The 17,286-nt window shown below is 72.2% G+C and carries 18 protein-coding genes and 1 riboswitch; of the genes, 13 read left to right on the plus strand and 5 right to left on the minus strand.

Annotation, left to right across the window (positions count from 1 at the left end; all coding sequences use genetic code 11):
• Positions 1-22: 22 nt before the first annotated feature.
• The 3 genes from AB0I32_RS09050 to AB0I32_RS09060 form a co-directional block, all read right to left on the minus strand.
• Positions 23-886, minus strand: a complete 864-nt coding sequence (locus AB0I32_RS09050; RefSeq protein ID WP_357504989.1) for an alpha/beta hydrolase — start codon at positions 884-886, stop codon at positions 23-25.
• A gap of 110 nt (positions 887-996) precedes the next feature.
• Positions 997-1,926 (minus strand): LLM class F420-dependent oxidoreductase, encoded by a 930-nt coding sequence (locus AB0I32_RS09055; protein ID WP_357504991.1) that lies wholly within the window; start codon positions 1,924-1,926, stop codon positions 997-999.
• Positions 1,927-1,978: 52 nt separating this feature from the next.
• Complete coding sequence (locus tag AB0I32_RS09060) at positions 1,979-2,596, minus strand: disulfide bond formation protein DsbA (RefSeq protein WP_357504993.1); 618 nt, start codon at positions 2,594-2,596, stop codon at positions 1,979-1,981.
• Between the two features lie 22 nt (positions 2,597-2,618).
• Here AB0I32_RS09060 and AB0I32_RS09065 point away from each other — a divergent pair, with 22 nt between their 5' ends.
• From AB0I32_RS09065 to AB0I32_RS09120, 12 genes are all read left to right on the plus strand, one after another.
• Complete coding sequence (locus tag AB0I32_RS09065; RefSeq protein WP_357504995.1) at positions 2,619-2,813, plus strand: hypothetical protein; 195 nt, start codon at positions 2,619-2,621, stop codon at positions 2,811-2,813.
• A 70-nt stretch (positions 2,814-2,883) separates the two neighbouring features.
• Positions 2,884-3,633, plus strand: a complete 750-nt coding sequence (locus tag AB0I32_RS09070; protein ID WP_357504997.1) for a helix-turn-helix domain-containing protein — start codon at positions 2,884-2,886, stop codon at positions 3,631-3,633.
• 89 nt (positions 3,634-3,722) lie between these two features.
• Positions 3,723-3,860, plus strand: a riboswitch (FMN riboswitch).
• Positions 3,861-3,973: 113 nt separating this feature from the next.
• Positions 3,974-4,660, plus strand: coding sequence for a nicotinamide riboside transporter PnuC (gene pnuC, locus AB0I32_RS09075; RefSeq protein ID WP_357504999.1), 687 nt, complete (start codon positions 3,974-3,976; stop codon positions 4,658-4,660).
• A 27-nt stretch (positions 4,661-4,687) separates the two neighbouring features.
• The gene (locus AB0I32_RS09080) at positions 4,688-5,839 is read left to right on the plus strand and encodes a Gfo/Idh/MocA family oxidoreductase (protein WP_357505001.1); all 1,152 of its coding nucleotides are present in this window, start codon (positions 4,688-4,690) and stop codon (positions 5,837-5,839) included.
• 49 nt (positions 5,840-5,888) lie between these two features.
• Positions 5,889-7,109 (plus strand): acyl-CoA dehydrogenase family protein, encoded by a 1,221-nt coding sequence (locus AB0I32_RS09085; RefSeq protein WP_357505003.1) that lies wholly within the window; start codon positions 5,889-5,891, stop codon positions 7,107-7,109.
• Between the two features lie 97 nt (positions 7,110-7,206).
• Positions 7,207-8,607: a histidine kinase gene (locus AB0I32_RS09090; protein ID WP_357505005.1), complete on the plus strand. Its 1,401-nt coding sequence runs from the start codon at positions 7,207-7,209 to the stop codon at positions 8,605-8,607.
• On the plus strand, positions 8,595-9,257 hold the full coding sequence (locus AB0I32_RS09095) for a response regulator transcription factor (protein WP_357505007.1): 663 nt from the start codon (positions 8,595-8,597) through the stop codon (positions 9,255-9,257). Before AB0I32_RS09090 ends, AB0I32_RS09095 begins: the two co-directional genes overlap by 13 nt.
• Positions 9,254-10,165, plus strand: a complete 912-nt coding sequence (locus tag AB0I32_RS09100) for a DUF4097 family beta strand repeat-containing protein (RefSeq protein WP_357505009.1) — start codon at positions 9,254-9,256, stop codon at positions 10,163-10,165. The genes AB0I32_RS09095 and AB0I32_RS09100 overlap by 4 nt, the downstream gene beginning before the upstream one ends.
• Before the next feature lie 55 nt (positions 10,166-10,220).
• Positions 10,221-11,528 carry a hypothetical protein gene (locus AB0I32_RS09105; RefSeq protein ID WP_357505011.1) on the plus strand — a complete coding sequence of 436 codons (1,308 nt, stop codon included), beginning with the start codon at positions 10,221-10,223 and terminating at the stop codon, positions 11,526-11,528.
• Positions 11,529-11,687: 159 nt separating this feature from the next.
• The gene (locus tag AB0I32_RS09110) at positions 11,688-12,833 is read left to right on the plus strand and encodes a glycosyltransferase family 1 protein (protein WP_357505013.1); all 1,146 of its coding nucleotides are present in this window, start codon (positions 11,688-11,690) and stop codon (positions 12,831-12,833) included.
• A gap of 1 nt (position 12,834) precedes the next feature.
• On the plus strand, positions 12,835-14,037 hold the full coding sequence (locus tag AB0I32_RS09115) for a glycosyltransferase (RefSeq protein ID WP_357505015.1): 1,203 nt from the start codon (positions 12,835-12,837) through the stop codon (positions 14,035-14,037).
• A gap of 1 nt (position 14,038) precedes the next feature.
• Positions 14,039-14,971 (plus strand): SGNH/GDSL hydrolase family protein, encoded by a 933-nt coding sequence (locus AB0I32_RS09120; RefSeq protein ID WP_357505017.1) that lies wholly within the window; start codon positions 14,039-14,041, stop codon positions 14,969-14,971.
• Here AB0I32_RS09120 and AB0I32_RS09125 read toward each other — a convergent pair.
• Entirely contained in the window at positions 14,919-15,818 is a 900-nt protein-coding gene (locus AB0I32_RS09125; protein ID WP_357505019.1) for an NAD(P)-binding domain-containing protein, read from the minus strand. The genes AB0I32_RS09120 and AB0I32_RS09125 overlap by 53 nt on opposite strands.
• A complete protein-coding gene (locus AB0I32_RS09130; protein WP_357505021.1) occupies positions 15,815-16,768 on the minus strand; it encodes an NAD(P)-binding domain-containing protein in 954 nt (317 codons plus the stop codon). Before AB0I32_RS09130 ends, AB0I32_RS09125 begins: the two co-directional genes overlap by 4 nt.
• Positions 16,769-16,900: 132 nt before the next feature.
• Here AB0I32_RS09130 and AB0I32_RS09135 point away from each other — a divergent pair, with 132 nt between their 5' ends.
• Complete coding sequence (locus AB0I32_RS09135) at positions 16,901-17,281, plus strand: helix-turn-helix domain-containing protein (RefSeq protein ID WP_357505023.1); 381 nt, start codon at positions 16,901-16,903, stop codon at positions 17,279-17,281.
• The last annotated feature ends 5 nt before the right edge of the window (positions 17,282-17,286 follow it).

The raw sequence follows: 17,286 nt of genomic DNA on the forward strand, positions 1-17,286 counted from the left end.
CAACGGGGGTGTCGCGCGGATCCTAGCCGCAGGTACTGCGGTACTCACTGATCAGCTGGTCCGGGACAGGGGGCGGGCAGAGGAACTGCGTGTACCGCTCGTCGTCGTCCACGTAGCGCTTGAGCCAGGACAGGCTGTACCTCGCGATGGTCGTGCCGTCCGTCGTCGGCGCGGAGTGCGAGGCGTCACGCAGCTCCAGGTACGCCTTGTCGGCGTCCGCCGGCAGCGACTCGTAGAACCGTTCGGAGTGCGACCGCACCGGCGCGATGTTGTCGTCCTCTGCGCCGATGATCAGGGTCGGTGTGGTGACCTCGGGAAAGGACTTGTCGGTGTTCCACGCCGCCAGCGGGATCGCCGCCTGCAGCGCCGGGTAGTCCTTGGCGGCCTCCAGGCTGCCGCCTCCACCCATCGAGTGGCCCATCACGGCGAGCCGGCCGGGGTCGATCCGGTCCGCGAGCTCGGTGCGCTGCAGGTAGTCCAGCGCGGCGAGCAGCTGGTCGCCGCGTCGGTCGGGCGAGTCGGACAGGCGGAGCGTGTCGATGGTGATCACCACAAAGCCCTGCGACGCCAGGCGCGGACCCAGCCAGGCGACCGCTGCCTGCGAGGACCGGTAGCCCGGCGACACCGCCACCGCGCCGAAGGTGCCCTCGGAGGTGTCGACGGGGTAGTACACCGTGCCGCCGCCGAAGCCCTCGGCGGCGGCACGCGTGACGACCGCTGTCCCGATCTCGAAGGTGCCCCGCGCCGCCTCGATGCTCTCCACCGTCGGGTCGGGTCCGCGCTGATAGCTGTCGTCGGCGACGGCGGAGGGCACTGCTACGAGGGTTCCTGCGACGAGCGTGGTCGCCGCGAGAGCGGCTCGGACGGCACGAGAAAAGCTCTGCATGAGTTCTCCGATGTGTGTCACGGCAAGCACGGCCGCCACGACCATAAGAAGAATCTCTCCGCCCGGCCTGCGCTAGCGGTAATTCGCATCACAGGCCGGGACGGGGCTTATCAGCCGAGCTGCGGACGCACCTCGCGCGCGATCAGGTCGAGGTGGTCCAGGTCGGCCAGGTCCAGGATCTGGAGGTAGACCCGCTGGACCCCAGCGGCCTCAAGGGCCTTGAGCCGGTCCACGACCTCGGAGACCGTCCCGGCGATGCCGTGCTCGCGCAGCTCAGCGGGCTCGCGGCCGATCGCCGTCGCACGCCTGGTGAACTCGGCCTCGTCCTTGCCGACGACGGCGACCAGCGCGACCGACTGGACCAGCGACCCGGGCGCGCGCCCGGCGTCGGCCAGTGCCTTGTTGATGACCTCGATGCGCGGGCCGATCGCGTCGATCTCGGGGAAGGACTGGTTGTACTCGTCGCCGTACCGCGCCGCGAGGGCGGGTGTCCGGCGCGGGCCGCCGCCACCGATGAGCACGGGGATCCTGGACTGCTGGGGCTTCGGCAGGGCCGGCGAGTCGACGATCTCGTAGTGCTCGCCGGAGAACGAGAACTTCTCCCCCACCGGGGTGCCCCACAGGCCGGTGATGACGGCGAGCTGCTCCTCGAGGATGCCGAACCGCTTGTCGGGGAACGGGATGCCGTACGCGCTGTGCTCGGCCCCGAACCAGCCGGTGCCGAGGCCGAGCTCCACGCGGCCGCCGGACATCTGGTCCACCTGCGCCACCTGGATGGCGAGGACGCCGGGGTGGCGGAACGTCGCCGAGGACACCAGCGTGCCGAGCCGCACGGTCGACGTGTCGCGGGCGAGGCCCGCGAGCGTGATCCAGGAGTCGGTGGGGCCGGGCAGGCCGTCGCCGTCGCCCATGGCGAGGTAGTGGTCGGACCGGAAGAACGCGCTGAACCCGAGGCGCTCGGTCGCCTGGGCGACAGCGAGCTGGTCGTCGTACGTCGCGCCCTGCTGGGGCTCGGTGAAGATGCGCAGGTCAAGAGTCATGACCTCAACGATGCCACGCCCCACCGACGTCGGCTGCGAGCGACCAAGGCAGTCAGTCGAAGGCGGGGTCCGTCGTGCGGGAGCGCTTGATCTCGTAGAAGTACGGGTACCGCGCGAGCGTCACGGAGGCGTCGAACAGGGCGGCCGCCTCCTCGCCGCGCGGGATGCGCGTGAGCACCGGGCCGAAGAACGCGACGCCGTCGACGTGGATGGTGGGCGTGCCGACGTCGTCGCCGACGGGCTTCATGCCGGACTCGTGAGAGACAGCGAGCGCCGTGTCGTAGTCGGTGGACGTCGCCGCCGCGGCGAGGTCGGCGGGCAGGCCGGCCTCGGCGAGCGCCTCGACCGCCACCGCGTCGAAGTCCTTGTTCTGCTGGTTGTGGATCCGGGTGCCTGCTGCGGTGTAGAACGCGGAGAACGCCTCGGGTCCGTGGTCGGTCTGGACCGCCGCGGCGATGCGGCCGATGCCGCGTGACCGCTCGATGCGCGCCCGGTACCCGTCGTCGATGTCCCTGTCCTTGTTCAGCAGGTAGAGGCTCATCAGCTTGAAGGTCAGGTCGACGTCGCGGAGCCGCGCCACCTCGAGGGCCCAGCGCGACGTGATCCAGGCGAAGGGGCACATGGGGTCGACGTAGACGTCGACGACGGGCTTGGCAGCGATCTCGGTCACGCCCGCAGACTACGCTCACTGCGTGACCGGGATCCGTTGGGCGAGTCTCGCCACCGTCGTCGGCGGTGGGGTGATCTTTCTGGTGTGCCTTGTCGGAGTTGTACTGGGTCATCCGTGGTCGGCGGTACCCGGTGGCCTGGGCCTCCTGATGGCCGTACGCGAGGTGCGCTACCTGCACAGACTGCGGTCCGGCAAGATCTCGGACCCGGAAAACTAGCGCCTTGACCACTACATATCGCTCAAGGATTTTTCCCGCGCCCCGAGGGGTACGCGGTAGCCTGCCTGGCATGACCGCCGTCCGTACCCACACGCATGCGCAGGCAGTAGACGTCGCGGTGGACCTGTTCACCCGGCAGGGGTACGAGGGGACCACCGTCGAGGAGATCGCCGACGCCGCAAAGGTCAGCCGGGCCACCTTCTTCCGCCGGTACCGCTCGAAGGAGGACGTGGTCTTCGCCGACCACGAGCTCCTGCTCGAGGAGGTGGTGGTGATGCTGGCCGCCACCCGCCCCGACGCCCGCACCAGTGAGGAGTCCGGGCACGACCTCGGCCGTGCCTGGGACCCCGAGATCGACCCGTACCTCGAGGTGTGCCGCGCGGCACGCATGGTGTTCGACCACCACGTGGGCCAGCGTGAGACGTCGCTCGCCCGGTACGCCCTGCTGCAGCAGGTCCCTGCCCTGCGCGACCGTGAGCTCATCACCACGCACCGCTACGAGCGGGCGTTCACGCACTACCTGCGCGACACGCTGCCGCCGGAGCGGTCGACGTCCACGGCGTCGATAGCGTTCGCCGCGTCCGTGGTCGCCGTGCACAACGCGATACTGCGGCGCTGGCTGCGCACGCCGTCGCTCGAGCTGCGGCCCGAGCTGGAGGAGGCGTTCGCCGACCTGCGGCGGGCCGCCGTCCTCGGCGCCGGCGGCCACGCTCCAGCGAGCGGCAGCGCGCCGTCCGGCCGCCGTGTGGTCGTGACCGTCGTCTCGGGCGGTGCCGGGCCGGACGAGGTGGCTCGCGCGGTCCGGGAAGCGCTCGCCTAGCACGCGCCAGGCACTTCCGGCCGGGAATGGCGTCGTGGCATCCTGTGTTCCGCAAGCAAGCAGTGCAGTAGTTCAAGTGCAGCAGATGCACACGTGCTCCGGGGTCGGTGAAATTCCGAGCCGGCGGTGATAGTCCGCGACCCGCGTCGCTCCTTCGGGAGAGGCTCGGTTGACCTGGTGAAACTCCAGGACCGACGGTTAAAGTCCGGATGGGAGGAAGCACGTGCGGCGCGCGCCGTCACCCCTCGGGGTGCCCTCTCGCGTCGTCGTCGGTGTCCTGGTGGCGCGCCGACCCTCACCCCGGAGTCCCCGTGTGCGGACCTTCGGAGAGGGAAGAGACATGGACTGGTTCCGCGCCGCCTATGACGCGACGTTCCTGGTTGCCGACCAGCAGATCTACTGGCGAGAGGTCATCGGCAACCTGTTCGGCCTGGCGTCGGCGCTCGGCGGCCTGCGCCGCAAGGTGTGGGCCTGGCCGGTGGGCATCGTGGGCAACATCCTGCTCTTCACGGTGTTCATGGGCTCATGGTTCGGTGACGCGACGCGAGCGGACATGCTGGGCCAGGCCGGCCGGCAGATCATGTTCATCGCCGTCTCGATCTACGGCTGGTACCGCTGGCGCCAGACCCAGCGCATGGGCGGCGTCGGCACGGTGGCGGTCCACCCGCGCTGGGCCTCCTGGCAGGCCCGCGTGGGCCTGGTGACCGGCATGTTCGCCGGCACGCTGCTCCTGACCCCGCTCTTCCGGACCCTCGGCTCGTACGAGCCGGTCTGGGCCGACGCCTGGATCTTCACGGGCTCCGTGCTCGCGACCTACGGTATGGCCAAGGGCTGGGTCGAGTTCTGGCTGATCTGGGTGGCCGTCGACCTGGTCGGCGTCCCCCTGCTGTTCTCGGCCGGGTACTGGGCGACCGCGCTGATGTACGTCATCTACGGCCTGTTCACGCTGTTCGGGTTCTTCGCGTGGTGGCGCATCAGCCGCCGCGAGGGCGCCGAGCCGGACGACGCGGCGGTCGCCACCGCCTGAGCGCCCGAGGGCGTAGCGTCGGGCTCCGTGACCTCACGGAACCGCACGGCCAGGATCGGGATCGTCGGCTCGGGCTTCCGGGCCCGGACCATGCTGCGGGTCCTGCAGGCGCTGCCCGACCACTTCGAGGTGGTCGGCGTGGCCACCCGCAACGCGGCGGACCGCGCGGGGCTGGCGGCCCGCGGCCTCACCGCCGCGGGCCTGCCCGGGCTTCCCGCGCCCGCCTACGCCTCGGTGCCCGAGCTGCTCGCCGGCGGCCGGCCCGACGTCGTCCTGCTGACCCTGCCCGCCGGCGCGGCCCAGCCGGTGATCCGTGACCTCGCCGCAGCGGGCGTCCCCGTCCTGACGGAGACGCCCGCTGCGGGCACCGTCGAGGAGCTGGTGGCGCTGCAGCGGCTCGTGGACGACGGCGCCTGCATACACGTCGCCGAGCAGTACCACCTGGAGCCACTGGTCGGGGCGCAGCTCGCGGTCGCGGGCTCCGGACTGCTGGGCACCGTGACGGACGCGCACGTCTCCGTCGCGCACGACTACCACGGCGTCAGCGTGCTGCGCCGGGCCCTCGGCGTGACGTTCGAGGATGCGGTGATCACGGCCCGGCGCGACGCGCGCCGGGTGCTGCCGAGCCCCAGCCGCGCGGGCGATCCCGAGGACCTGGACCTCGTCGACACCGTGCACGCGACCGCGTGGCTGGACTTCGGCGGCCGGCTCGGCACCTACGAGTTCGACGACGTCCAGTACCGCTCCTGGGTCCGCTCCCCGACGCTGCTGGTCCGCGGCGAGCGCGGCGAGCTGCGCGACGACGTCGTGCGGCACGTCGGCGCCGACGGCCTTCCCCGGCGTTCCACGCTGGAGCGGGTCGCCGCGGGCGGTGCCGGCAGCCACGAGGGCCTGTACCTGCGCGGCTACACGCTCGACGGCGGCTGGCTGTACCGCAACGAGTTCCGACCGGCCCGCCTGCCGGACGACGAGCTGTCGATCGCACGCATCGTCGCCGACATGGCCGACCACGCCCTGCTCGGGGCACCGTCGCCGTACTCCGTGGCCGAGGCCGCGCAGGACCAGTACCTCCAGCTCGAGATGCGGCGCGCGGCGGCGTCGGGCGAATGGGTGCGGACCCGGCCGCAGCCGTGGGCCGGTGGGCGGGCCTGCCACCATGCCGACCGCACTCCAGCGTGAGACCTAGTATCGTTTGACCTGAGATCCAGTACCGGAGCACCATGGAACCATGACTCAGATCCCAGGTGTGACGGCGCCCGACTACGACGTCTCGCAACCGCTCGACATCGACTTCGCCGGCGCCTTCGCCGACGTGACGGAGGAGGAGCGGGCGCACCAGCTCGCCGTCCGCCAGTTCGTGCAGGACGAGGTCCTGCCGGTCATCGACGGCTACTGGGAGCGGTACGAGGTCCCGATGGACCTGGTCAAGCGCATGGCCGAGCTGGACTTCCTGCGCGACGGCGTGGACGTGCCCGGCTACCCGAAGATCTCCAAGATGGCCGAGGGCCTGGCCGCGATGGAGATGTCGCGCGGCGACGGCTCGGTCTCCACCATCTGTGGTGTGCAGGGCGGCCTCGCGCTGCGCTCGATCGTGATGCTCGGCTCCGACGAGCAGATCGAGAAGTACGCGGGCCCCATGGCCCGCGGCGAGATCCTCGGCGCGTTCGCGCTGACCGAGCCCACGCACGGCTCGGACTCGGTGGGTCTGGAGACGTCGGCCGTGCAAGAGACGCGGGACGGCGTCGAGGGCTACGTCATCAACGGCGAGAAGAAGTGGATCGGTCTGGGCTCGATCGGCGACATCTCGGTCGTGTGGGCACGTGGCGAGGACGGCCAGGTACACGGCTACATCGTGCCGCAGGACGCCCCCGGCTACGAGGCGACGACCATCGAGGGCAAGGTCTCGCTGCGCGCCATCCACCAGGCGCACATCGTGCTGGACGACGTGTTCGTCCCGGCCGGGAACCTCCTGCCGAAGGCCCGCACCTTCAAGGACACCGGGCGCGTCCTGTTCGCGACCCGCCTCGGTGTCGCCTGGCAGGCCGTCGGCCAGGCCGTCGCGTGCTACGAGTCGGCAGTGGCCTACTCGAAGCAGCGGACGCAGTTCGGCCGCCCGCTGGCCGCGAGCCAGATGGTGCAGGAGCGTCTCACCACGATGCTGTCGATCCTCACGCAGATCCAGCTGCTCGTGAAGCAGATGACGCGGCTCGACGAGGCCGGGCAGCTCACGGGCCCGCAGGCCTCGCTCGCCAAGTACACCGCCACGCGGGGCGCCCGCCAGATCGCGGCGATCGCCCGCGACCTGCTCGGGGGCAACGGCATCCTGCTCGAGAACCGCGTGGCCCGGCACTTCACCGACATCGAGGCCCTGCACACCTACGAGGGCACCGAGAGCGTGCAGGCGCTGATCATCGGTCGCGAGATCACGGGCACCAGCGCGTTCGCCTGATCGCTCCACCAACAGGCCGGGGGTAGGGGAAACCCCACCCTCGTGCCGTGGGGCGGCAGCATGTCGCGGGGCCGCGCGTCGGCCTAGTGTCATGCACATGACCAGCGATGACGGCCCGACGCCGCCCCAGCTCCGCACCCTCGAGGACCGCGTCGCGCCCGCACTCGTCTCGGCCGCCGCGTTCTTCCGGGCGCCGTACGACGCGGCCACCTGGCGGGCTTTCGCCGCCCTCGCCGTCGGCTGGCTCTGGCACCTGACGGGCGGGGTGGTCCTGTGGGTCCTCGTCGCGGTGTCGGCGGGCCTCGTCCCGGCGCTCGGCATCGGGGTGCCGCTCCTCGCCGCAGCCCTGATCGGCGCACGGTGGTTCGGCGGGGTCGAGCGCGCCCGCCTCGCCGCCCAGACGGGAATCACGATCCCCGCCCCGCCGCCGCTCCGGGCCCCCGCCCGGCGCCGACTCGGGTCGACGCTGTGGGCGCCGGTCCGCGACAACCGCGCGTGGGCCGCCACCCTCTATGCCTTCCTCGCGATGCTGATCAGCACCGTGTCCTTCGCGGTCGCCGCGGCACTGGTCGGCGGGGCCGCCGCCGCGCTCGTGTTCGTCGTGCTCGGCAGGGACAGCGCCCTCGCGACCTGGTCAGGTCTGGCGTGGCCCGCCACCGTCGTCGGCGCGCTCTCCGGCGCCGTCCTGCTCGTGTGGGCCGCGGCCGCCCTCGCGCAGTACGGGTCGTACCTCGTCCTGCGCCTCGCGACGTTCCTGCTCGGGCCGTCCGCCGCGGACCTCGCCCACGCCCGCGCCGCCGCCGCCGAGCAGGAGACGCGCCTCGCCGAGGCGTCCGCCCACACCGCCCGGGAACGAGCGGTGGTCCTCACCGAGTCGCGCACCGCGGTCGTCTCGGCGGCCGACACCGAACGCCGCCGCATCGAACGCGACCTGCACGACGGCGCCCAGCAGCGCCTCGTCGCCCTCGGTGTCGAGCTCGGTGTGGCCCGCCGGCTGGCCGACAAGAATCCTGAGCACGCTGTCGCGGCCCTGGAGCTCGCGCACCGCGAGATCAAGGAGACGCTCGCCGAGCTGCGCGACCTGGTGCGCGGCATCCACCCCGCGGTCCTCTCCGACCGCGGGCTCGACGCCGCGCTCTCCGCCCTCGCGGGGCGCAGCCCGGTGCCCGTACGCGTCGAGGTCACCGGTGACCTCTCGCCCGCGAGCGCCGCCGCGCAGGCCGCCGCGTACTTCGTGGTCGCAGAGGCCCTGACCAACGTCGCCAAGCACGCGGGCGCCGACTCCGTCCGGGTGGTGGCGGTCCTCGTGCCCGACGACGACCCGGTGCGCCTGCGCATCACCGTGCACGACGACGGCCGCGGTGGCGCCGAGCCGTCCCACGGCAGCGGCCTCGAAGGCCTGCGTGGCCGTGTCCTGGCCCTCGACGGCACGTTCGAGCTCGACAGCCCGCCCGGTGAGGGCACCCGCCTGACCGTGGAGGTCCCGTGCGCATCGTGATCGCTGAGGACTCCGTCCTCCTCCTGGACGGGCTCACGCGGCTGCTCGCCGCCGAGGGGCACACCGTGACGGGGCACGGCACGGCGGACGAGCTCGTCCGCGCGCTCTCCACCCCCGACGTCGAGCTGCCGGACCTGATCGTCACGGACGTCCGGATGCCGCCGTCGCACACCGACGAGGGGCTGCGCGCCGCCGTGCACCTGCGCAGCCTGCACCCCGACCTGCCGGTCCTGGTGCTGTCGCAGTACGTGGAGCAGAGCTACGCGACGGAGCTGTTCGCGCGTGGCGCCCGTGGCCTGGGCTACGTGCTCAAGGACCGCGTCGCCGACGTCGACGAGTTCCTCGACGCGGTCGCCCGGGTGTCCGGCGGCGGCACCGTCGTCGACCCCGAGGTGGTCACCCAGATCATCGCGCGGCATCCCGGATCCGACCTCGACGTCCTGACCCGGCGGGAGCGCGAGGTGCTCGCGCTCATGGCCGAGGGCCGCTCCAACGCCGCCATCGCGGACCGCCTCGTCGTGGGGCTGGCCGCGGTGGAGAAGCACGTCACCAACATCCTGAACAAGCTCGGCCTCCCGCCCGCCACCGACGACCACCGCCGTGTGCTCGCCGTGCTGCGCTGGCTCGACCAGAACGGATCCCGCTCATGAACCAGCCATATCCCCAGGACGCCCCGGTCCTCGTCGACGCACCGGAACCGCCGCAGCGCGGCGCCACCGGCCGCGTCCTGGCGGCCGCAGGCGTCGCTCTCGCCCTCGCGGCGATCGTCCTCGGCGCACTGTTCCTGACCGACCTGATGATGTCGGAGACCCGCACCACCCACCGGTCCTACGACGCAGTGAGCACCGTCGAGCTCGTGGCCGACGGCGACGTCACGGTCACCGCCGCCGAGGGCGACATCGAGGTCGACGTCATTGCCCACAGCGGTCTGCGGGAGCCCACGTACTCGGCGGACGAGTCCGCGAGCCGGCTCGAGCTCACGCACCGGTGCGGGTGGTTCATCGCCCTGCCGCGCTGCTCGGGCGAGCTCGACGTCGCGCTGCCGGCCGGCACCGAGGTGGTGATCCGCACGGAGAACGGCGACATCGTGGCGACCGGCCTGGCCGGCGACCTGTCCCTGGACACGAGCAACGGCGACGTCGAGGCCGCCGGGCTCACCGGCCCGCTGGACGCCCGGTCCAGCAACGGCGACATCGACGTCAGCGACTCCCGTGCCGACGTGGACGCCTCGACGTCGAACGGCGAGATCTCGGTCGCCGACGTCGACGGCACGGTCACCACCGACAGCAGCAACGGCGAGATCACCATCGACTCGGTGACCGGCGACGCCTCGGCGGACACCAGCAACGGTTCGGTGGAGATCTCCGGGGTCGAGGGCGACGTCTACGGCGTGTCCAGCAACGGCGAGGTCACGGTCGTCGGCGACGGCGAGCCCGTGGCCCTGACGATCGACACGTCGAACGGCGACCAGATCATCGAGGGATCCACCGACCCGAACGCCGAGCGCACGGTCGAGATCCGCAGCTCGAACGGCGACGTGGCCTACCTCGGCAAGTAGTACCAGGCAGTAGTACCGGGCGGGCCCGTCATCCAGCACGTGCAAGGATGTGGCCGTGCCGAGCGCGTCAGACATTTCGCCAACGCCCAAGGCCGTGGGCAAGGACATCCTGCGGTCCGCCAACCATGTGCTCACCTCGTGGCCGGCCCTGTGGATCGGCTTCGTGCTGGCCCACGCCTGGATCATCCTGCAGGCGTGGGTCTTCGAGCCGCAGATCCTCGGCGACGTGGGCCTGTACGAGTGGTGGGTCCGCAACGGCATGAACACCGGGTCGTGGCCGGTCTTCGACTACGACTGGGTCTATCCGCTCGGCGCTCTCGCGCCCATGGTGGTCCCCGCACTGTTCACCGACTCCACGCACGGCTACGACTGGGTGTGGATGAGCCTCGTCACCGTCGCGAACGCCGGCGCGGTGCTGGTGCTCGGCCGGGCACGCCCGCGCGGACGGGTGGCCGTCTGGTTCTGGCTCGCGTTCCTCATGGCGCTCGGGCCGATCTGGATCGGCCGGCTCGACGGCCTGCTCGCGCCGATCATCCTCGTGGCGCTGCTCGTAGCGGCCCAGCGTCCGGCGGTCGCGATGACGCTGGCCACCATCGGCGCCTGGATCAAGATCGCTCCGGGTGCGGTGGCCCTCGCGCTGGCCGCGACGGCGTCGAGCGCCAAGGGGTTCGTCCGGAACGTGGTGCTGCCGGGCGCAGCGGTGTGCGCGGTGGTCGTCGGCGTCGCCATCGCGGGCGGTGGGCAGGACAACGTCCTCGACGTGTTCGGGGAGCAGGGCGACCGCCAGCTGCAGGTCGAGGCGGTCGGAGCGACGCCGTTCACGGTGGCACGCCTCTGGGACCCCTCGATCCGGGTCGAGTACGACAACGTCATCTACACCTACGAGGTGCAGGGCGCCCAGGCCGACGCCGTCGCCCAGGCGCTCGACGTCGCGCTCCCCGTCGCCGCGCTGCTGATCGCGGCGCTCGTCTGGTGGGCGGCACGACGCCGGCCCGACCGCGTCGGCGACGTCCTGCTGATCGGTGCCACAGCGGAGCTGCTGGCCCTCATCGTCTTCAACAAGGTGGGCTCCCCGCAGTTCATCGCCTGGATCGGGCCGCCCATCGCCGCGGCGATCGCGCTCGGGACCCGCAGCCAGGGCACCCGGCGCACCTGGTTCCTGCCCGCTCTCGGCACCATCGTGGTCGCCCGGCTCACCATGGAGATCTACCCGCTCCAGTACGGCGAGTTCCTCGGCGGATTCCCGCTGGCCACGAGCGTCGGGGCCCTGCGCAACGTGCTTCTCGTGGCCCTGATGATCGGGGCGATCGTCCGGCTGGTCCAGGTCGCCTGGTCGCGTCGGGCGGTCTCCAGAGCGACTTGAGGGACCGTTCAGCAGGTTCGTCGTGCCAGTCGCACGATGGCTCGGCTACGGTCGGGAACGTGACATCGTGTGTAGCGGTTACCGACTCGACGCCACCCGTTCCTCGGTTCGCCGCACTAAAGACTCCGTCCGGACATCGACGACCGGCAGGTTCGTAACGTGCGAGTAGCCATCGTTGCGGAGAGTTTTCTCCCGCAGGTCAACGGGGTCACGAATTCCGTCCTGCGGGTTCTCGAGCACCTGCAGGAGCGGGGGGACCAGGCAATGGTCCTCGCGCCCGATGCCGATGCCTCGATCGGTCATGTCCCTCCCTTCGTCAGCGGCGCCCCGGTCGTCGAGCTCGGCTCCATCGGCTTTCCCGGGTACCCCGACGTGCGACTCGTCGTCGGCAAGAAGTGGCGCACCGAGCGCACGCTGGCGACGTTCGCGCCCGACGTCGTCCACCTCGCGTCGCCGTTCATCCTCGGGTGGCGCGGCATCCTGGCCGCCGAGCGCCTGCGGCTGCCGAGCGTCGCCGTCTACCAGACCGAGGTGCCCGGCTATGCGGCGCGCTACGGTCTGGGTGGCTTCGAGCCGCTGCTGTGGAAGCGGGTGAAGGACATCCACGACCGCGCGACGATGACGCTCGCGCCGTCCACGGCGACCATGCGGCAGCTCGAGGACCACGGCATCCCCAACCTGCGGCTCTGGGGCCGCGGGGTCGACACGGAGGTGTTCCACCCGCGGTTCCGCGACGAGGCATGGCGCCGCAAGGTCGGCGCCGGCCGCGAGATCCTCGTGGGCTACGTGGGCAGGCTCGCCGCCGAGAAGCAGGTCGAGGCGCTGCGCGTGGTGCAGAACCTGCCGGGCGTGCGGCTCGTGATCGTCGGCGACGGGCCCGAGCGGGAGCACTTGCAGCAGGTTCTCCCGGAGGCCCACTTCACGGGTCTGCTGCGCGGGGCCGAGCTGTCGCGGGCGATGGCCGGCCTCGACGTGTTCGTGCACCCGGGCGAGCTCGAGACCTTCGGCCAGACGCTGCAGGAGGCGCACGCCAGCGGGGTTCCGGTCGTGGCACCCGCCGCGGGTGGCCCGCTGGACATCGTGCGGCACTCCCACGACGGCTGGCTGTACCCTCCAGGTGACCACGAGGCGCTCCGCGCCCGCGTCGTCGACCTGGTGGGCGACGAACGCAAGCGGCGCGCCTTCGGCACATCGGCCCGCGAGCGCGCCGAGGGCCGCACGTGGCACGACATCTGCTCCGAGCTCATGGGCCACTACGAGGACGCGGTCCGGGTGCACGCGAGAGCCGGCTCAGCGGAGGTTTGACTTGCGCATCGTCCACGTCGCGAACTTCTACAGCCCTCGTTCCGGGGGTATCCGAACCGCTATGCACGCCATCGCCGGGCAGTACGTGTCCCGGGGGCACGAACCCGTGCTCGTCGTGCCGGGCAAGCGGGACGGGGTATCGCTCGTGGACGGTATCCGGGTGGTCACCCTCGCCGCGCCGCGCGTGCCGTTCTCCGGCGGCTACCGCGCGGTGGTGCAGCCGGGCAAGATGCGCGGCCTGCTCGAGACCCTCGCGCCCGACCGGCTCGAGGTGAGCGACCGCACCACGCTCGCGGGGCTGGGCGACTGGGCCCGTGAGGCCGGCGTCCCGTCGCTGATGATGCTGCACGAGCGGGTCGACGGGGTGCTGCGCTCCTGGATCCCCGGTGCCGCGGCGGGTGGTAGCGCGGCTGCGTTCGGTGCGGCCGCGGCGCCGGCCCTGGCCGACCGGTACAACCTCGCCACGCTCACCCGGTTCGACCGCCTGGTGGCCACCACCCACTTCGCGGCCGGCGAGGTCGAACGCCTGGCCGACCGCAACCGGTCCGCCGTCCTCCCGCCGCTCTACCGGGTACCCCTCGGCGTCGACCTGGAACGGTTCCGGCCCGACCGGTACTCCGACGAGGCCCGCGCGCTGTACGCACCGCCCGGCACCGCGCTCGTCGTGCTCGCGAGCCGCCAGTCCGCGGAGAAACGCCCGGACCTCGCGATCGACGCCGCCGCGCAGCTCGTGCGGGACGGCCGGCCCGTGCGCCTCGTCGTCGCGGGAGCCGGGCCGCTCCTGCCGAAGATGCGACGCCGGGCCGAGGCCGCGGGGCTGCCGCACCGGTTCCTGTCGTTCGTCCCGGACCGCGACCGGCTCGCAACCCTGCTGACCTGCGCCGACGTCGTCATCGCCCCCGGGCCGATCGAGACGTTCGGGCTCGCGGCGCTCGAGGCGCTGGCGTCCGGGACGCCGGTCGTCTGCAGCTCGTCGAGCGCCCTGCCCGAGGTGGTCGGTACTGCCGGTGCCGCCGCACCGCCGGACGCCGCCGCGCTCGCCCTCGCGCTGCACGAGGTGCTGGACCGTGACGTGGACGAACGGCGCAAGGCCGCCCGGGCGCGCGCGGAGCTGTTCCCGTGGAGCGCCACCGGCGACGCGATGCTCGCGCTGCACTCCCGCAGGGCCTTCGACCTGAGGCCGGACCCCGTGGGGCATCGGTGAGATGACGCCGCCGGCGGGACGTGAGCGCAGCTTTCGACTCGTCGCCCTCGGCGACTCGATCACCGTGGGCGTCGGCGACACGGTCGGTCCCGACGCCGTGCACGGCCCCGGCTGGGCAGCTCATCTCGCCACCGTGCTCGGCGCGGAGACGTTCACCAACCTCGCCACCGAGGGCGCGCGCTCCCGCGACGTCGTCGGCCCACAGCTCGACGCCGCCCTGGCGCTCCGGCCGCACCTCGCCACCGTGCTGGTCGGCGGCAACGACGTGCTCCGGAGCGACTTCGACCCCCGGCACACGCTGGCGGACCTGCACCGGTCCGTCGACGAGCTGTGCCGCGCGGGTGCCGACGTCCTGCTCGTGCTGCTGCCGGTCATCGGGCTGTTCGAGCTCGGTCCGCGGCTGGTGCGACGCGTCATGCGGCGCCGGGTGGCGTCGATCAACGCGGCGGTGGAAGAGGTAGCGGCCTCGGCACCCGGGCGGGTGGTCGTCGTGGACGCCGCGCGGGCGATCGCACCGGCCGGGCCCAGGGCGTGGCACATCGACCGCGTCCACCCGTCGCCGACGGGCCACCGGGCCCTGGCCCTGGCAGCGGCGGCCGCCCTGTCCGCGGACCCGGCCGCGGTCGGCCCAGCCCCGGGGTTCGAGAACGGGGTTATGGACGCGACGGCGTCCGTCACGAACACAACCCCGTTCTCGGCCGCCGAGGCCCGCGGGCAGCTGCCCGACGCGCCCGAGCCGCCGTCGGTGGCAGAGCGGCTGGTCTGGCTGCTGCGGGCCGGGCTGCCCTGGTGCGTGCGCAGGGGCCGGGACTTCCTTCCCGGTCTGCTCCGGGCCGTCGTGCACGACCTGCGGGCGGAACGGGCACTCACACCCGGCGTCCTCAGGCCGCGGGTGTCCCGCCCGACCCGTTCCGCGGCCGCATGGCGTCGATGATCCGGGTCCAGTTGTCGCCCCCGTGACCGCTGTCGCGGACCCAGGTGTAGTACGCCTGGACCGCTGCGGGAAGCGCAGTGTCGACGCCGACCGCCTCGCTCGCGGCGACCACGTGGTCCGCCGTCGCGCCCATCATGGTGGCCGTGCTCAGGTCGCCCGGGTGCTCACCGGCGTCGATCTGGGCGCCGGGGCTCCCGCCGACCGCGAGCATCTCCCCCACGCCGACCAGCGTGAGCATCAGCTCCTCCAGCGCTGCCGACGCGGTGACCCCGCTGGACTCCAGGAGTGCCGTGGCGTGCATGAGCGACGCGAGAGAGGTCAGGAACACGTCGAGGTTGGCCAGGTACATGAGCTGCGCCAGCCCCAGGTCCTCCCCGAGATAGCGCGGCGCGCCGATCGTCGCGAGCGTCTCCCGGTGGGCCTCCATCAGGTCGCTCGGGCCGCTGTAGTAGACGTACGCCGCCTCGGTGCCGACCATCGGTGCCGGCGTCATGACACCGCCGGTCAGGAAGCGGGCACCGTGCTCCTCCGCCCATGCGGCGCCCTCGCGGGTGCGGTCCGGCGAGTCCGAGCTGAGGTTCACGAGCGTCCGGCCCGCGAGCGCCTCCGCCGCCGGACCGAGGATGTCGTGCATCGCCTGGTAGTCGGTGAGGCTCAGGATGACGAGCTTGCTCGCCGCGAGAGCGTCGGCGGGTGTGGCGGCAAGGGTGGCGCCGGCCGCGACGACGTCGGCGGCCCGGCTCGGCGTCCGGTTCCAGACGGTGACCGGGTGCCCCGCGCGCAGCAGGGCGTGGACCATGGCCTGACCCATCGGGCCGAGGCCGATGAGGGTGACTGGTGCGTTCATCGGCGGGCCTCCGCGAGTTCGGTGCTGTCCGTGCTGCGGGCGTGGTCCGTGCTGCGGGCGTGGTCCGCGCCGTCGGTGCGGTCGGCCCGGAGGCTCTCGTAGATCCTGGCGAAGGCCTCGGCGCCGTGGCCCTGGGCGATCTGCCTGCTGATCAGCTCCTGTACCGCGGCGATGGGCGTCGGGTCGACGCCCTGCTCCTCGCTGGCGCGGACGATGTGGCTGAGGTCGGAGAAGTCCAGGCTCTGCTGACCGGCGACGGTGTAGTCGCCGCCGTCGATCACGCGGGCGTCGGAGGCGAAGCCGAACGTCATCGCACTGAGGAACGGCGTCGCGCGTGCCGCGAAGTCCGTGGCGCTCATGCCCGCGGACCCTGCCATCGCGGCGCCGTGGAGGAATCCGGCGAACATCGTGTACATGCCCGAGAGCAGCGCCAGGTCGAACAGCGAGGCCAGGCCCGCGTCCTCGCCGTCGTAGGTGCTCGTCGCCCACCGGTCGATCACCGGCCGGACGGCGTCGAAGACCTCCCGGGTGCCGCTGTACAGGATCGAGGCCTCAGGGGCGCCGATCATGTGCGGGGTCGCCATGATCGCGCCGTCGAGGTACTCGACGCCGTGCCCGGCCGCCCAGGTGGCCAGCTCGCGCGCCTCGTTCGGCGTCGTGGTCGTCAGGTTCACCAGCGTGCGCCCCCGCAGCTCGGCGACGACCGGGTCGAGGGTCTCGTGCACCGACGCGTGGTCGAACAGGCAGGCGATGATCAGCTCATTGGCCGTGACGGCCGCGCTGATCGCCGACGCCGCCTCGGCGCCCCGCGCGCTCAGGCCGGCGGCGCGGGCGGGGGTGCGGTTCCAGACGGTCACGGCGTGGCCGGCGTCGAGCAGGGTGGTCGCAAGAGCGCTGCCCATCGCGCCCAGGCCCAGCACCGTGACGCCGGTGCCTCGGGGTTCGGTCATCAAAGGTCTCCTCGGTAGGTCGGTACGCGACCATGCTCGGCGAGGGACGTACGATCGTGGAAGTACCCACTAATTACTGGGGTACTTACCACATGGTGCGTACCCCGTCCGACCCCTCACGAGGAGCACCCGATGGCGATGTCACCGCGCAACGGCCCCTACATCTGCGGCATCGATGCGGCGCTCGACGTCGTCAGCGGCAAGTGGAAGGGCCTGATCCTCTGGGAGCTCGACGAGCACGGCGTACGCCGGTTCGCCGAGCTGCGGCGCGGCCTGCCCGGCGTCAGCGAGAAGATGCTCACCCAGCACCTGCGCGAGATGGAGGCGGACGGGCTGGTCCGCCGCCAGGTCTACGCGGAGGTGCCGCCGCGCGTCGAGTACTCCCTCACCGAGCACGGCCGGGCGCTCAACGCCGCCCTCGCCCCGCTCGGGGAGTGGGGTGTCGAGCGGATCCGGCGGGAGCGGTCGGACCTGGTCGAGCACGCCGACGCCGCGGCGCTGCCCCGGCCGTGACCCTG

The sequence above is a fragment of the Promicromonospora sp. NPDC050249 genome, assembly GCF_040656015.1.
GTDB lineage: Bacteria > Actinomycetota > Actinomycetes > Actinomycetales > Cellulomonadaceae > Promicromonospora.

What these genes read in the sequence shown, in the direction of transcription:
- AB0I32_RS09090 (WP_357505005.1), top strand. Translation starts at nt 7,207, where the DNA reads ATGACCAGCGATGACGGCCCGACGCCGCCCCAGCTCCGCACCCTCGAG.
- AB0I32_RS09130 (WP_357505021.1), bottom strand. Translation starts at nt 16,768, where the DNA reads ATGACCGAACCCCGAGGCACCGGCGTCACGGTGCTGGGCCTGGGCGCG.
- AB0I32_RS09100 (WP_357505009.1), top strand. Translation starts at nt 9,254, where the DNA reads ATGAACCAGCCATATCCCCAGGACGCCCCGGTCCTCGTCGACGCACCG.
- AB0I32_RS09070 (WP_357504997.1), top strand. Translation starts at nt 2,884, where the DNA reads ATGACCGCCGTCCGTACCCACACGCATGCGCAGGCAGTAGACGTCGCG.
- AB0I32_RS09055 (WP_357504991.1), bottom strand. Translation starts at nt 1,926, where the DNA reads ATGACTCTTGACCTGCGCATCTTCACCGAGCCCCAGCAGGGCGCGACG.
- AB0I32_RS09085 (WP_357505003.1), top strand. Translation starts at nt 5,889, where the DNA reads ATGACTCAGATCCCAGGTGTGACGGCGCCCGACTACGACGTCTCGCAA.
- AB0I32_RS09125 (WP_357505019.1), bottom strand. Translation starts at nt 15,818, where the DNA reads ATGAACGCACCAGTCACCCTCATCGGCCTCGGCCCGATGGGTCAGGCC.
- AB0I32_RS09135 (WP_357505023.1), top strand. Translation starts at nt 16,901, where the DNA reads ATGGCGATGTCACCGCGCAACGGCCCCTACATCTGCGGCATCGATGCG.
- pnuC (WP_357504999.1), top strand. Translation starts at nt 3,974, where the DNA reads ATGGACTGGTTCCGCGCCGCCTATGACGCGACGTTCCTGGTTGCCGAC.
- AB0I32_RS09120 (WP_357505017.1), top strand. Translation starts at nt 14,039, where the DNA reads ATGACGCCGCCGGCGGGACGTGAGCGCAGCTTTCGACTCGTCGCCCTC.
- AB0I32_RS09050 (WP_357504989.1), bottom strand. Translation starts at nt 886, where the DNA reads ATGCAGAGCTTTTCTCGTGCCGTCCGAGCCGCTCTCGCGGCGACCACG.